Origin of the sequence: Bacillus sp. FSL K6-4563 (assembly GCF_038630405.1) — a bacterium.
Lineage (GTDB): Bacteria > Bacillota > Bacilli > Bacillales > Bacillaceae > Bacillus > Bacillus pumilus.
Genome location: NZ_CP152030.1, coordinates 3053582 through 3068444 on the forward strand (window position 1 = coordinate 3053582; position 14863 = coordinate 3068444).

Genomic DNA, 14863 nt, shown 5'->3' on the forward strand with positions numbered 1-14863 from the left:
GTTCTCATCCCTGTTAGAACCCGCATTGGATTTTAACGTACATGCCTAATAATTTGAACTCTCCTAAAAATTTGGAGCCCTGTCCAAAGGTCTTACATGCCCAAATCAATGCTCCAAGTGAAATAATGCCCAATATAGCGGCAAGGACATAAATCCAAAATGCGTTTTTCTGTACATTCTTAGAAGTTAGAATTCGTTGCTTCCTTTCATCATATGCCGCCAGTAGGTGGAGAATATACATATACACACCTACTGGAAAACGAAGGCTAAAAGGATTCAGCATCTCATCACCCCCTAATATATGTAAAATGATACCACCCCCTTACAGAAAGCATAAGTTCATTTCAGATCATATTTTTAGTCGATTTTTCATGATCTATTGCTTATAAATGGTGGATCTTCTCACTTTCCCTCTGACTGAAGGACGACTTTTTACAAAAATAGGATGTGACTATTGAAACAGCTGCGGGATCTCATTCAACACAAAAAAACGCTGTGCCCACTCTTTTATAAGAGCGGAACGCAGCGCGTTGCTGGCATTATTTATTCAAGTTATAGAATGTTGCAATGCCGTGATATTGTGCTGTTTCAGCCAATTGATCTTCGATGCGAAGTAATTGGTTGTATTTCGCCACACGGTCCGTACGAGACGGAGCACCTGTTTTGATTTGTCCAGCGTTTGTTGCAACAGCGATGTCTGCAATTGTGCTGTCTTCTGTTTCACCAGAGCGGTGAGAGATAACAGCTGTGTATCCTGCACGTTTTGCCATTTCGATTGCATCAAATGTTTCAGTTAATGTACCGATTTGGTTTACTTTGATTAGGATTGAGTTACCAACGCCGTTTTTGATTCCTTCAGAAAGCTTCTTCGTGTTTGTCACAAACAAGTCATCTCCTACTAGCTGAACCTTGCTGCCAAGGCGCTCAGTTAATAGTTTGTGACCTTCCCAGTCGTTTTCATCAAGGCCGTCTTCGATCGAGATGATTGGGTATTTCGATACCATATCTTCATACCAGTCAACCATTTCAGCAGATGTTTTCACAACACCTTCGCCTGATAAATGATATTTACCGTCTTCTTTGTTGTAGAACTCAGAAGATGCAGCATCCATTGCAAGTTTCACTTCTTCACCTGGTTTGAAACCAGCTTTTTCAATCGCTTCAACGATTGTTTGAAGTGCTTCTTCGTTAGAACCAAGGTTTGGAGCGAATCCACCTTCGTCACCTACAGCTGTGTTTAAGCCTTTTGCACTTAATACAGATTTCAGGCTATGGAAGATTTGTGCGCCCATGCGAAGTGCTTCACGGAAGTTAGGTGCACCTACAGGCATAATCATGAATTCTTGAATGTCTACGTTGTTATCCGCATGCTCTCCGCCGTTGACGATGTTCATCATTGGCACTGGAAGCGTTTTGGAGTTGAATCCACCAAGGTATTGGTAAAGTGGAATTTGTAAGAAATCAGCAGCCGCACGTGCTACAGCGATAGATACGCCAAGGATTGCGTTTGCGCCTAATTTCCCTTTGTTTTCTGTTCCGTCAAGTTCGATTAACATTTTGTCAATTGCTACTTGTTCAGTTACATCAAAGCCTAAAAGCTCTGGTGCAATGATTTCGTTTACGTTGTTTACAGCTGTCAGAACACCTTTTCCAAGGTAACGGTCATTGTCTCCGTCACGTAGTTCTACTGCTTCATATTCACCAGTAGAGGCACCACTTGGTACTAGTGCACGGCCAAAGCCGCCAGATTCTGTGTAAACTTCTACTTCAACTGTTGGGTTACCGCGAGAGTCTAATACTTCGCGTGCATATACGTCAACAATGTATGGCATCGTTATTTCTCTCCTTTTGAATCAATTTGTTATTTCTGAATCAATGATGTTCCTGTCATCTCTTTTGGTTTTTCAAGACCAAGTAAGTCTAAAAGCGTTGGAGATAGATCGGCTAGAATGCCGCCTTCTCTAAGCGTTGCACCTTTTTTCGTTACGATGACTGGAACAGGGTTTGTCGTATGTGCAGTATGCGGCTTTCCTTCTTCAGTAATCAGCACGTCTGCGTTACCGTGGTCTGCCGTGATGATGGCATGTCCGCCTTTTGCTAGGATTGCGTCGACAACAGCTCCTAAGCATTCATCTACTGCTTCAATGGCTTTGATTGTTGGCTCAAGCATACCTGAATGACCAACCATATCCGGGTTAGCAAAGTTCAGGATGATCGCATCATGCTTGTCAGCATTGATGTCTGCAACTAGTGCATCCTTTACCTCATAAGCGCTCATTTCTGGCTTGAGGTCATAGGTTGCCACATCTGGCGAATTGATCAAGATGCGGTCTTCACCAGGAAATTCTTCTTCACGTCCACCGCTCATAAAGAACGTCACGTGAGGATATTTCTCTGTTTCAGCAATCCGCAGCTGTTTCAATCCATTTTGCGCTAGCACTTCTCCTACTGTGTTATCCAAATTCACTGGTTTGAAGGCAACATAGCCATCAACCGTTTCACTGAAGTGTGTGAAGCAGACGAAGTGTAAATGCTTCGGATGTGCTTCTCCGCGATCAAACGAGCGGAAATCTTCATTTGTGAAGGTGTTCGAAATTTGGATTGCACGGTCTGGGCGGAAGTTATAGAAAATCACAGAATCGCCGTCGTTTACTTTTGCAACTGGCTCACCATTTTCTCTCGTGATGACAGATGGAATAACGAATTCATCGTAGATTCCATTTTCATAGGAGTCATCAACGACATCATAGATGTTTTGATAACTTGGGCCTTCACCATACGCCATCGCGCGATATGCTTTCTCCACACGATCCCAGCGTTTGTCACGGTCCATTGAGTAATAGCGTCCAGAAAGTGTTGCCACTTCTCCGACACCGATTTCTTTGATTTGTTCTTCAAGCTGTTTTAAGTACACTTTGGCTGTCTTTTGACCAACATCACGTCCGTCCAAGAAGCCATGAATGTATACTTTTGTTAAGCCTTCTTTTTTCGCTAGTTTCAGCAAGGCAAAAAGATGCTGGATGTGGCTGTGCACACCGCCGTCTGACAGGAGACCGAATAAATGAAGGGCCTTGTCATTCTCTTTTGCATAAGTCATTGCCTCTAAGAACGTTTCGTTTTTCTCAAATTCCCCATCACGAATGGCAACATTCACTCTTGTTAAGCTTTGATACACAATGCGTCCTGCACCGATGTTCAAATGCCCAACTTCAGAGTTCCCCATTTGACCTTGTGGGAGGCCTACTGCCTCACCTGAAGCCGTTAAGGTTTGATGCGGGAATTCGTTCCAGTAGCGGTCGAAGTTCGGTTTCTTTGCTTGGGCAACAGCGTTACCAACTGTTTCGCCTCTTAAACCGAATCCATCTAAGATGATTAATGCAGCTGGTTTCTTACTCATATTGACCTTCCTCCAATAATTGAACGAAAGACTGAGGTTCTAAGCTTGCGCCGCCTACCAAAGCACCGTCAATATCGGATTCTGCCATATATTCTTTAATATTCGCAGGTTTCACGCTTCCGCCATATTGAATGCGAAGGCTGTCTGCCGCTTCTTGACCATATTCGCTTGCAACCGTTTGACGGATATGCGCACAAACGTCGTTTGCATCTTTCGCTGTAGAAGATTTCCCTGTACCGATCGCCCAGATTGGCTCATATGCAATAACAGATTCAGAAACTTGCTGAGTTGTTAAACCAGCTAGTGCTTTCTTCACTTGATCAGCGACAAGTTCATTTGTTTTGCCAGCTTCACGCTCTTCAAGCGTTTCACCTACACAGATAATTGGAACGATGCCATGCTTGAATGCAGCATGTGCTTTTTTGTTCACTGTTTCATCTGTTTCAGCGAAGAATTCACGGCGCTCTGAATGACCGATCACTGAGTAGCCGATGCCAAGATCTTTTAGCGCAGCAGGGCTGATTTCACCAGTGAATGCACCATTTTCTTCAAAGTGCATGTTTTGTGCACCAATTTTAAGGTCTGTTCCGTTAGAAAGGCTGTTTAGCTTTTCAAGGAAAAGGGCTGGCGCACAGACAATGGATTCCACTTTGTCAGGAGATGGAATGGATGACTTGACTTCTTCAACGAAGCTAACCGCTTCGCCAAGTGTTTTGTTCATTTTCCAGTTCCCAGCTATAATTGGTTTTCTCATGATTGACACTTCCTTATAGCAGTTTTGGTCTTATTTATCGTTTAATGCAGTAACACCTGGAAGCTCTTTGCCTTCCATAAATTCAAGTGAAGCGCCGCCGCCTGTAGAAATATGGCTCATCTGATCAGCAAGACCAAATTTCTCAACAGCTGCTGCTGAATCTCCACCGCCAATGACAGAATATGTATCTTTTGCTTCTGCCAGTGCTTCTGCGATTGCTTTTGTTCCTTTAGCGAATGCGTCGATTTCAAATACACCCATTGGTCCGTTCCAAACAACAAGCTTGCTGTTTTTAATAACATCAGCGTACTTGCCTATTGTCTCTGTTCCAATATCAAGTGCTTCTAGATCACTTGGAATTTCAGAGATTGGCACAATGCTTGTATTCGCATCATTTGAAAAGTCGTCGGCTACCAGAACATCTGTTGGAATCAGGAAGTTCACGCCTTTTTCTTTTGCACGGTCCATAAAGGATTTCGCTAAATCGACTTTGTCTTCTTCTAATAAAGATTTTCCTACTTCGTGGCCTAGTGCTTTCACAAATGTGTAAGCAAGTCCGCCGCCGATGATGAGGTTGTCCACTTTATCAAGAAGACTTTCAATCACACCGATTTTATCCTTTACTTTTGCGCCACCAATAATCGCTGTAAATGGGCGATCAGGGTTTGAAATGGCTTTTCCTAGAACCTCAAGCTCTTTTTGCATGAGGAAGCCAGAAACAGCCGGAAGATATGCTGCAATACCAGCAGTGGATGCATGTGCACGGTGTGCAGCACCGAATGCATCATTGACATACACATCGGCTAAATCAGCAAATGCTTTTGATAGTTCAGGATCGTTCTTTTCTTCACCAGGATAGAAACGAACGTTTTCAAGCACTAGCACATCTCCTTCTTTTAAGTCAGAGATTTGCTTTTTTACGTTGTCGCCGTAAGCTTCATTCGCTTTTTTCACTTCTTGTCCAAGAAGCTCTTGCAGACGTTTCGCTACAGGTGTCAGACGCAGTTCTTCAGTAACTTGACCCTTCGGACGACCCAAATGACTAGCTAGTAGTACCTTTGCGCCTTGTCCTGTTAAATACTCAATCGTTGGTAATGCTGCGCGAATACGAGTATCATCCGTCACTTTTCCGTCTTTCATTGGAACGTTAAAATCTACGCGGCAGAACACAACTTTACCTTTTACGTCAATGTCTTTTACTGATTTCTTATTCATGCTCGTCAGGAGATCCTCCTTTATTCTGGTTTCCTTACGCATTGGACAAGTCTCTCTTTATCCTTTTCCCATTTTGCCCTCATCAAAACGAGAAATCGTGCAGAACGGATAAAAACAGAGAAAAAGGGAAAGGGATGCTTCCCCTTCCCTTGTCCGTCTTCATTATATCGTGTCTATAGGAAAGAACCAAGTGAGTTCCTTCAGTGTGACAAATTAAAGACCTTGTTTTGCAATGTAAGCTGCAAGGTCAACCACGCGGTGAGAATATCCACTCTCGTTATCGTACCAAGAAATGACTTTCACCATGCTGCCTTCCATTACCATTGTAGAAAGAGCATCAATTGTTGAAGAGTTTGCATTACCATTGTAGTCACCAGATACTAATGGCTCTTCGCTGTAGCCAAGGATTCCATTAAGTTCTCCTTCAGCTGCTTCTTTAAGTGCTGCATTTACATCTTCAACAGTTACATCTTGGTTTAATTCAGCCACAAGGTCAACTAAAGAAACGTTAGGTGTTGGAACACGCATAGCGCCACCGTTTAATTTACCTTTAAGTTCAGGCAATACAAGTGAAACAGCTTTCGCAGCACCTGTAGAAGTTGGGATGATATTTTCCGCAGCTGCACGAGCACGACGGTAGTCTTTGTGCGGAAGATCAAGAATTTGTTGGTCATTTGTGTATGAGTGAACAGTTGTCATCATACCGCGTTTGATACCAAATTTATCGTTAAGTACTTTTGCAAATGGAGCTAAGCAGTTTGTTGTACAAGATGCATTAGAGATGACATCGTGGCTAGCTGCATCGTATTTGTCTTCGTTTACACCCATAACGATTGTGATATCTTCTTCGTTAGCAGGAGCAGAGATGATGACTTTTTTAGCGCCAGCTTCTAAGTGTTTTGCAGCGTCTGCACGTTTTGTGAAGAATCCAGTAGATTCAACAACAATTTCTACGCCTTGTTTACCCCAGCTTAATTTCGCAGGGTCACGCTCAGCTGATACTTCGATTGTTTTACCGTTCACTACTAAGTTCGTACCGTCTACAGAAACCTCTGCATCTAGTTTTCCGTGAACAGAGTCATATTGTAAAAGGTGTGCAAGCATGTTAGCGTCTGTTAGATCGTTAACCGCTACTACCTCAACTTCAGGATTGTTTAATGCTGCACGAAATACGTTACGTCCAATACGTCCAAATCCGTTAATACCGACTTTTACTGCCATGATGTTTCCTCCTTTTATAGGTCACAATGTTTTATATTGAGGGATCAATTGACTCCCTTAATAACTCTTTTGCGGCTCCTTCGTCTGTGACGAGAACCGTTCGGCGGGGTTTTTTGAAATAAGCTTCAATGGCCCCTGCCTTTGATGATCCACCTGCAACAGCAATGATGTGTGGAATGCTTTCTAAATCATCTAGCTGCATGCCGACGGAGTGCACTTTGTGGACGACCTCACCATCACGATTAAAGTAATAGCCAAAGGCCTCTGTCACTGCGTCATGCTCATCAATCTTTTTTAAATCTTCAGCTGGTGTGTTTCGTCTCATCGCCATTGTTTTTGCTTCACCGATTCCATGAATGAGCATCGTGGATGATTTAATCGTTTGAAGCACTTCTTTGACTGACGGCTCTTCAATAATGGAAGAGTAAGCACCTTCTGACAGCTGTCCTGGAACAAACAACAGTTTGTAAGTACCGGAAGCTTTTTCAGCCATGTGGGCACAAATGGTGTTTGCCTGATTTTTTACATTCTCCCCAAGACCGCCTCTCGCAGGGACAAACATCATGTCTCTGTTTTTGGCATCAGGGGTCATCATTTCGGCAACGGCTTCCATCGTCGTTCCGCCAGTGACGGCGACGATATTATTTCCAGTAAACCTTTTTTTCATACATTGGACAGCAGCTCTTCCCATCTCTTGCTTCACCCACGGGGATTCGTCACTGTCACCAGAAACGATCACGACTTCTTCTAGGCCTAACTTCCTCTTTAATGTATTTTCCAAAAAGGTTAAACCTAAAACGTCTTTCATCATTCCTTCAAGCATTTCAAGCAAAGCGTGGCCTTCACTCGTCAGCATCATGCCGCTCGTTTTGACATCCAGCAGATTTTGTTCTTTTAAAAACTGAACTTCAGCTCTTAAGATGCGCTCACTGAGACCAAGACTCGTCGCAAGACTTCTGCGGCCGATTGGTTCAGCTAATCTGATGTACTGCAAAATGTCGTAGCGTTTTTGCATAACGATGAGAAGATCTGGCAATAATTTTTTTTGAGCTTCCAATAAACGATTCATGGCTAACGACCCTTTCTTTTCACGTTGGACTAAAAACGTCCCACTGTGACAAAAAACGTCCCGCCACAGCCAAAAAAAATCAATCCCTGCTTTCTTTAATTATTTTAACAGGATCATCTTGCATTTTCAACTATTACAAACACATTTAGACAAAAAATAGACACATTTTCACCGATAGCCTGCTTGTCATCAAGGTTCTTGCTATGATTTTTCTTTTCGAAATATTTTATTTTCTTCTATATTGAATGAATTCATCAATGAAAGTGTGCATGCGTAAGAGGTCCGCATACACACTTTTTTGATATAGTCGTCTTTTATGTTTTTGGGATTCCTTCCTCTTCGGCGAAACGCTTTGCCTCTTCCTTCGGTTTGATTTTGAGATAATAAATGATGTAGCAGGCAGCCATGAACGGGATTCCGCAATAAAGACCGATCCGCTGATCCTCGATAAAAAATAAGCTAATGAGCACGATGCCAAATGCGATGAAGCCTGCTAGTGGGACAAATGGATAGAGCGGTGTACGGAAGACGAGATCTTTTACATCTCCCCCGTCTTTTATGAATTGCTTTCTAAAGAAATATTGAGACAAACAAATGGACATCCACACCACAACAAGAACCATTCCAGAAATCGAAATAAGCCACACATACACCGTTTTTGGTGCCACAATACTTGTGAGCAGAGATAGAGCGGATACACCCATTGTCACCAATAATGCATTGATCGGGATTTTACGCTTGGACAGCTTTTTCGTAAAGGCAGGTCCTTTCCCGTCCTTTGAAAGCGACCAGAGCATACGTGATGATGCATATAATCCAGAGTTTGCTACAGACAAGACAGCTGTGATGATAATAAAATTCATGATATCTGCAGCATATGGGATGCCGACCTTGTCCAGCACGACCACAAACGGACTGTCGACAGCGCCTGCTGTCTGCCATGGAAGAAGTGCCGCTAGAACCGCAATTGATAAAACGAAAAAGACCATCGTTCTCCAAATAATATTCCGTATTGATCGAGGCAATGTTTTTTCAGGGCTTTCACTCTCACCTGCTGCGATCCCTACAAGTTCTGTTCCTTGGAAGGAGAAATTGACCGTGACCATGGTTAATAAAATAGCAAAAACACCATTAGGAAATAGTCCGCCATGATCCGTCAAATGACGAAATAAAGGGGCTGGTTCTCCGCCTTTTAAATGAATCATTCCGAAAATTGCGCCAATTCCGATGATAATAAACAATAGGATGGCCGCAACCTTGATGGCTGAAAACCAAAACTCCGTTTCAGCGAAGCTGCGAGCAGAGATGGCATTCACGGCAAATAATATCACGCTAAATGCTAGACACCAGAGCCAAACCGGAATATCTGGAAACCACCTTTGGAGCAATATGCCTGCTGATGTAAACTCCAGACCAATCGTACACGCCCAGCTAAACCAATACAGCCAGCCGATCATAAAGCCTGTGGACGGGCCTATATATTTGGTTGCATATTCCTGAAAGGAACCGGCTGTTGGCATCGCCACTGCTAATTCTCCAAGACAGAGCATGACCAAATACATTAAAAATCCGCCAATGATAAACGATAGAATGGCTCCCCCCGGTCCTGCCTGATGGATAATCAACCCTGACCCAAGGAAAAGCCCTGTACCGATGACGCCGCCTAAGGCAATCATAAAGAGATGTCTGCTTTTCATGGAACGCTCTAGTTCATTATGCTGTTCTTGCATCAAATCCACTTCCCCACTTTCCCTCTTCTATTCAGCATCCTTTGACAAAATTCGCTGTTCGTTGAAAAAGAAAGGGAGAAAGTGAAGCTTCCTCCCCCTTTGCCATTTAAGCTTGAAACAGTGATTCAATATGACCAATCGCCCAGTCTAAATCTGCTTTTGAAATGGTCAGTGGTGGTGCAAAACGGATGACTGTTTCATGAGTTTCCTTACATAACAAACCTGCTTGCTTCAGCTTTTCACAATAAGGTCTAGCTGCCTCTGTCAGCTCCATGCCTATAAATAGTCCGCGGCCGCGCACTTCTTTAATCACAGGACTTTGAATGCGTGCCAATTTGTCTTTGAAGTATTCACCAAGCTCCATAGAGCGTGCTGCAAGCTTTTCGTCGATTAAAACATCCAGTGCAGCAAGCGACACTGCACACGCAAGAGGATTTCCTCCGAAGGTAGACCCATGAGAACCAGGGTTAAACACGCCTAAAATATCGCGGTTTGCTACAACACACGAGATTGGGAATACTCCGCCGCCTAAAGCTTTCCCAAGAATCAGCATATCTGGCTCAATGTCTTCCCAATCACACGCAAACATCTTACCTGTTCGTGCTAACCCCACTTGAATCTCATCCGCAATGAACAGCACATTTTCTTGCTCACAAAGCGTTTTGGCTTCTTTCAAGAAGCCTTCTGGCGGCATGACAATCCCCGCTTCTCCTTGAATCGGCTCAATGAGGAAAGCCGCTGTCTGTGGTGTGATCGCTTCACGTAACGCTTCAATATCTCCGTAAGGAATTAGCTTAATTCCAGGAAGCATTGGGCCGAAACCTCTTTGGTATTCTGCTTCTGAGGAAAGAGATACAGCCGTCATCGTTCTCCCATGGAAATTGCCAACACACGCAATGATTTCTGCACGATTCTCTTCGATTCCTTTCACATCATAGCCCCAGCGTCTCGCTGCTTTTACAGCGGTTTCTACAGCCTCAGCACCTGTATTCATTGGCAGTGCCATGTCTTTATTCGTCAGTTTGCAAATTTTTTCATACCAAGGACCAAGCTGATCATTATGAAAGGCTCTCGAGGTGAGCGTCACGCGGTCTGCCTGTTTTTTGAGCGCTTCAATAATGCGGGGATGGCGATGTCCTTGGTTCACTGCGGAATACGCACTCAGCATATCCATATATCGATTGCCTTCAGGGTCTGTCACCCACACTCCCTCAGCCTCAGAAATGACAATTGGCAGCGGATGATAGTTTGCCGCTCCATATTGCTCTGTTTGTTGAATCAATTCATTTGTCTGTGTCGTCATCATCTATTCCTCCTTCTGTAAGGTAGCTTCTTTCAATTGGGTTCATCTTCATCCATATGTTATGCAAGGATCGTGCCAACTTTCTGACCGCTTGATCATGGGGTCTACTTCATTAATTACGCAAAGTTTCTTTGCATACGCCAAATTTTTTAGAGGAAACCGCAAAATTTTTCATGTAAAATAGAGGTAACGTCAGGAGGTGGCGCAATTGAAAAAAGATCTGCATGCCGCAAAGCTTGAAAATGAGATTGATTTATATAAACAAATGCTCGATTTAATTGATGTCGGGGTTCATGCTATTGATGAGAATGGACATACGGTTGTTTATAATAAAAAAATGATGGAGATCGAGTCTTTAAAACGCTCAGATGTTCTCCATAAAAATGTACTCGATTTCTTCGCCTTTCAAGATGAGATGCACAGTACACTTGTCCAAGCGCTGCGTACCGGGAAACAAACCGTACATGCCAAGCAGACGTATCATAATTACAACGGAAAAGAAATCACAACGATTAACCATACATACCCACTCGTTCGAGATGGTCTCATTCAAGGGGCAGTTGAAATTTCGAATGATGTGACCAAGCTGGAACGGCTGATTCATCACAATATGAAGAAAAAAGGAAGCACCCGCTTTACCTTCGATTCTATTATTGGACAAAGCCCTACCTTTTTAGAGGTGATTGAGCATGCGAAACGAGCGACACGCACCTCTTCCTATGTGCTCATTGTTGGCGAAACTGGGACTGGGAAAGAGCTGTTTGCTCAAAGCATTCATAACGGCAGCAGCCGGTCATCTGGACCTTTTATTACTCAAAATTGTGCGGCACTGCCTGATAATTTGATTGAAAGCCTGCTCTTTGGTACACAAAAAGGGGCTTTTACGGGAGCAGCTGATCAGCCTGGCTTATTTGAGCAGGCGCAAGGAGGAACCTTGCTTTTAGATGAGATCAACTCACTAAATCCTCATCTTCAAGCAAAACTACTGCGCGTCTTACAGGAGAAACGTGTGAGAAGGCTAGGAAGCACAAAGGAAATTGCTGTTGATGTAAGAGTGATTGCCAATATGAATGAGGACCCTGTGGATGCAATCGCAGGTGGACGCATGCGCAAGGATTTATTTTATCGTCTCGGTATTGTCACCTTATTTATTCCGCCGCTTTCTGAACGAAAAGAGGACATTCCTACGTTTGTGAATCATTTTATTCAAAAATATAATGAGCTGTTTCAAATGAAGGTGAAGACGGCTGATGAAGAGGTACTTGCCCTTTTTAAGGCGTATCATTGGCCAGGCAATGTAAGAGAACTGGAGCATGTGATTGAGGCGGGGATGAATATGATGATGGATGAAGACGACTTAAGCATGCATCACCTTCCCTATCATTTTAGATTTAAGCACGGGGAAGTCCGTCCTAAGGCGCAATTGCAAACAAATTCTTTGCAGCAAACCGCAGCTGCTGACACCTTTGTGTATACAAGCCCAGAACAGACGACTGATTTCCAAACCCAAATGGAACGATTCGAAAAACAATACATCGTCCATTACTTAGAAAAAATGGACGATAATATTTCACAGACTGCAAAGTTATTGGGCATGAGCAGGCAAAGTCTGCAATATCGAATGAAAAAGCTACATATTTCTCGTCAATAATAGAGCTGTGCCATCATTCGGCACAGCTTATTGTGTATCTGACTGTTCTGCTGGTTTTTGCAGCACATCACCGAGCAGATTTTCTACATTTTTCAAATGCGTAAGCATCGCTTTCTCTGCTTCTTCTGGCTGCCTTGCAACGATGGCTTTGTAAATTTGTTCATGTTCTTCGTAAAGCTTCCGAATGGAGGCTTTCGTTGAGAATAACACGACTTTTCTCGTTTCCCGCATCGTTTCTACTAACAAGGATGAGACTTGATTCATTAACACCTTTAATACATCATTCTTCGAGGCTTTGGCTAAGGCGAGATGAAAGGTAAGATCTGCCTCTTCACCAATTTCTTCATGGGCTTCTGCCAGCTTCATTTGTTCAAGTGCATCACGCAGCTGATGTAGGTCATCGTCCGTCCGAAGCAGCGCCGCCTTTTTGACAGCACCTGTTTCAATAATGGTTCTCACTTCAAGGAGCTGCCTGACATCATGCTGCTTCATTAAAAATGCAGGAGATAAAGAAAATGCGAGCTGTTCAGGATCGAACTGCTTCACATATGTGCCTTCCCCTTGTTTCATCTCTATTAATCCGATCGCTTTGAGAGCAGACAGCGCCTCTCTCACAGCGGAACGGCTGACTTGAAAGCTTTCTGAGAGCGATTGAACCGAATCTAATTTTTCTCCCGGAAGAAGCTCACCAGTGCGAATCGATTCGATTAATGCATCCGCAATTTCTTCATATATTTTTTTGGTTTTGATTTGTTTATATTTCAATTGGTCTCACCTCATCACTGTTGTCTACCCTTTTCGGCTCATGCCCTATCTTATACTTTACCCCAAAATTTCCGTTCACACGTCTCCCCGATTTAATTTTCAAAAAATCTTCTGTATGCCTCGCTTTCAACTAAAAAAGCACCTGCCATGTTTCTGGCAAGTACTTCTTTTTAATCATAGCGCTTCCGCAGTGTAGATGATGGAAGATTCATTTGTTCACGATATTTCGCAATGGTTCTGCGCGACACTCGGATGCCAAAGGTTTGCTGTAGCTGCGTCATCATTTGCTGATCTGAATACGGTTTTTTCTTATTTTCCGTTTGGATCAGCTCTGTGATGTACGTCTTGACTGTGTAGCTGGACGCCTCTTCCAGTGAGGGTCCTTCTAGCTTTGCTTGGAAAAATTGCTTCATTTCCATGAGGCCATAAGGGGTTTGCACCATTTTCCCTTTCACCGTTCGGCTGACTGTTGACTCATGCACTTGCAATATATCTGCGATACGCTTCATCGTAAGCGGTTTCATTTTATGTTTCCCTGTAAGGAAAAAATCTGTCTGGTGTAAGATAATCTCACGAACGACATGGGTCATCGTTTGTTTTCTTTGCTTCAGCGCCTGGACAAGCCAATTGTACTGCTGCTCTTTTTCCTTTAGATACACATATGCTTCATGCCGCTTTCGGTCTTGAATCATAGCGAAGTATCCTTCATTCATTTCAACGTCTGGGAAAGCGCGCTGATTCAGCTCAAATGTGATGTGGTCCTGCACGACAGTAATCGTCACATCCGGCTCTATATACACATGGTCTTCTTCGTATGAGAAATGGATGCCTGGTCTTGGTTCAAGCTGCGACACCTCATCTTGTACCGCTTGAAGTGTTTTCATGGAAATACCTGTTTTCGCCGCGATTTCCTTCCATGCTTTTCTTGCAAAGAGAAAGAAGTGCTCATCGATGATCAGCTCGGCTTCATACCAGCGCTCCTTTTTTCTTCTCAGCTGAAGCAGGATGCATTCTTGTAAAGATCTTGCGCCAATACCGGCAGGCTCTAGCGATTGAAGCTGATGAAGGACGGCTTCAACTTCTTCAACTGACACCTTTAAGACAGCTGCCATCTCGTCAACCGGTTCATTTAAATAGCCATTGGAATCAATGGACTCGATCATAAAATGAAAGATCCTTTGATTCTTTTCACTTAGATTCAAATCAATGGCTTGTTTCTTTAAATACATTTGCAGGCTTTCTTTTTGATGCGTTCGATACGGCTCTGTCATTCGGTCTTGAGATTTTTTATGATAAACTGGTTGATAGCTGTCCGTGTCTTTCCGCTCAATCAGAGGGTTCTCAAGCGCTAACTGGTCAAGATACTCGCCAAGCTCAGTGCTATTCAGCTGGAGCAATGTAATGGCCTGCCTGAGTTCTGGTGTGAGCACCTGCTTTAATACTTGTTCTTGTTGCAGATTAAGGCTCATTGTCTCCCCTCCCTCTCATCATTTTACATGAAGATTGACGGACCGTATATACGAAATAGGAGTGATTCCCATGTCTGAACTTTTTTCCGTTCCATACTTTGTTGACAACTTGAAACAACACATCGCCATGAATCAAAATGAAGACAAGATTCATGCCATGAATGCCTATTACCGCTCAGTCGTGTCAACGCTTGTACAAGACCAGCTGACCAAAAATGCTGTGGTTTTGAAGCGAATTCAGCACCTTGATGAGGCGTATCAAAAGGTGAAAAAAGAAAGCGAATGAACG

At 43.4% G+C, this 14863-nt stretch carries 13 protein-coding genes; 2 read left to right on the plus strand and 11 right to left on the minus strand.

What is annotated here, in order from left to right:
- Positions 1-13: 13 nt before the first annotated feature.
- The 9 genes from MHH54_RS15630 to MHH54_RS15670 form a co-directional block, all read right to left on the minus strand.
- Positions 14-283, minus strand: a complete 270-nt coding sequence (locus MHH54_RS15630) for a hypothetical protein (RefSeq protein WP_034620133.1) — start codon at positions 281-283, stop codon at positions 14-16.
- Positions 284-539: 256 nt separating this feature from the next.
- The gene (eno, locus tag MHH54_RS15635) at positions 540-1832 is read right to left on the minus strand and encodes a phosphopyruvate hydratase (protein ID WP_342500403.1); all 1293 of its coding nucleotides are present in this window, start codon (positions 1830-1832) and stop codon (positions 540-542) included.
- Between the two features lie 29 nt (positions 1833-1861).
- Positions 1862-3397: a 2,3-bisphosphoglycerate-independent phosphoglycerate mutase gene (gene gpmI / locus MHH54_RS15640; RefSeq protein WP_050944194.1), complete on the minus strand. Its 1536-nt coding sequence runs from the start codon at positions 3395-3397 to the stop codon at positions 1862-1864.
- Entirely contained in the window at positions 3390-4151 is a 762-nt protein-coding gene (gene tpiA / locus MHH54_RS15645) for a triose-phosphate isomerase (RefSeq protein ID WP_342500404.1), read from the minus strand. The genes gpmI and tpiA overlap by 8 nt, the downstream gene beginning before the upstream one ends.
- 30 nt (positions 4152-4181) lie before the next feature.
- Positions 4182-5366 (minus strand): phosphoglycerate kinase, encoded by a 1185-nt coding sequence (locus MHH54_RS15650; RefSeq protein WP_342500405.1) that lies wholly within the window; start codon positions 5364-5366, stop codon positions 4182-4184.
- Between the two features lie 213 nt (positions 5367-5579).
- Positions 5580-6587 carry a type I glyceraldehyde-3-phosphate dehydrogenase gene (gene gap, locus MHH54_RS15655; RefSeq protein ID WP_003212811.1) on the minus strand — a complete coding sequence of 336 codons (1008 nt, stop codon included), beginning with the start codon at positions 6585-6587 and terminating at the stop codon, positions 5580-5582.
- A 31-nt stretch (positions 6588-6618) separates the two neighbouring features.
- Positions 6619-7656 carry a sugar-binding transcriptional regulator gene (locus MHH54_RS15660; RefSeq protein WP_003212739.1) on the minus strand — a complete coding sequence of 346 codons (1038 nt, stop codon included), beginning with the start codon at positions 7654-7656 and terminating at the stop codon, positions 6619-6621.
- Positions 7657-7970: 314 nt separating this feature from the next.
- Entirely contained in the window at positions 7971-9386 is a 1416-nt protein-coding gene (locus tag MHH54_RS15665) for an amino acid permease (protein WP_003213035.1), read from the minus strand.
- A gap of 106 nt (positions 9387-9492) precedes the next feature.
- Positions 9493-10689 (minus strand): ornithine--oxo-acid transaminase, encoded by a 1197-nt coding sequence (locus MHH54_RS15670; protein ID WP_034620135.1) that lies wholly within the window; start codon positions 10687-10689, stop codon positions 9493-9495.
- 208 nt (positions 10690-10897) lie between these two features.
- Here MHH54_RS15670 and MHH54_RS15675 point away from each other — a divergent pair, with 208 nt between their 5' ends.
- Positions 10898-12340, plus strand: a complete 1443-nt coding sequence (locus MHH54_RS15675) for a sigma 54-interacting transcriptional regulator (RefSeq protein WP_327821588.1) — start codon at positions 10898-10900, stop codon at positions 12338-12340.
- Between the two features lie 27 nt (positions 12341-12367).
- Here the strand turns inward: MHH54_RS15675 and MHH54_RS15680 are convergent, their stop codons facing one another.
- Both MHH54_RS15680 and rpoN read right to left on the minus strand, forming a co-directional pair.
- Positions 12368-13105 (minus strand): FadR/GntR family transcriptional regulator, encoded by a 738-nt coding sequence (locus MHH54_RS15680; protein WP_003213412.1) that lies wholly within the window; start codon positions 13103-13105, stop codon positions 12368-12370.
- Positions 13106-13275: 170 nt separating this feature from the next.
- A complete protein-coding gene (rpoN, locus tag MHH54_RS15685; RefSeq protein WP_342500406.1) occupies positions 13276-14574 on the minus strand; it encodes an RNA polymerase factor sigma-54 in 1299 nt (432 codons plus the stop codon).
- A 70-nt stretch (positions 14575-14644) separates the two neighbouring features.
- Here rpoN and yvfG point away from each other — a divergent pair, with 70 nt between their 5' ends.
- Entirely contained in the window at positions 14645-14860 is a 216-nt protein-coding gene (gene yvfG / locus MHH54_RS15690) for a protein YvfG (RefSeq protein WP_003213121.1), read from the plus strand.
- The last annotated feature ends 3 nt before the right edge of the window (positions 14861-14863 follow it).

What these genes read in the sequence shown, in the direction of transcription:
- MHH54_RS15630 (WP_034620133.1), bottom strand. Translation starts at nt 283, where the DNA reads ATGCTGAATCCTTTTAGCCTTCGTTTTCCAGTAGGTGTGTATATGTAT.
- eno (WP_342500403.1), bottom strand. Translation starts at nt 1,832, where the DNA reads ATGCCATACATTGTTGACGTATATGCACGCGAAGTATTAGACTCTCGC.
- gpmI (WP_050944194.1), bottom strand. Translation starts at nt 3,397, where the DNA reads ATGAGTAAGAAACCAGCTGCATTAATCATCTTAGATGGATTCGGTTTA.
- tpiA (WP_342500404.1), bottom strand. Translation starts at nt 4,151, where the DNA reads ATGAGAAAACCAATTATAGCTGGGAACTGGAAAATGAACAAAACACTT.
- MHH54_RS15650 (WP_342500405.1), bottom strand. Translation starts at nt 5,366, where the DNA reads ATGAATAAGAAATCAGTAAAAGACATTGACGTAAAAGGTAAAGTTGTG.
- gap (WP_003212811.1), bottom strand. Translation starts at nt 6,587, where the DNA reads ATGGCAGTAAAAGTCGGTATTAACGGATTTGGACGTATTGGACGTAAC.
- MHH54_RS15660 (WP_003212739.1), bottom strand. Translation starts at nt 7,656, where the DNA reads ATGAATCGTTTATTGGAAGCTCAAAAAAAATTATTGCCAGATCTTCTC.
- MHH54_RS15665 (WP_003213035.1), bottom strand. Translation starts at nt 9,386, where the DNA reads ATGCAAGAACAGCATAATGAACTAGAGCGTTCCATGAAAAGCAGACAT.
- MHH54_RS15670 (WP_034620135.1), bottom strand. Translation starts at nt 10,689, where the DNA reads ATGACGACACAGACAAATGAATTGATTCAACAAACAGAGCAATATGGA.
- rpoN (WP_342500406.1), bottom strand. Translation starts at nt 14,574, where the DNA reads ATGAGCCTTAATCTGCAACAAGAACAAGTATTAAAGCAGGTGCTCACA.
- yvfG (WP_003213121.1), top strand. Translation starts at nt 14,645, where the DNA reads ATGTCTGAACTTTTTTCCGTTCCATACTTTGTTGACAACTTGAAACAA.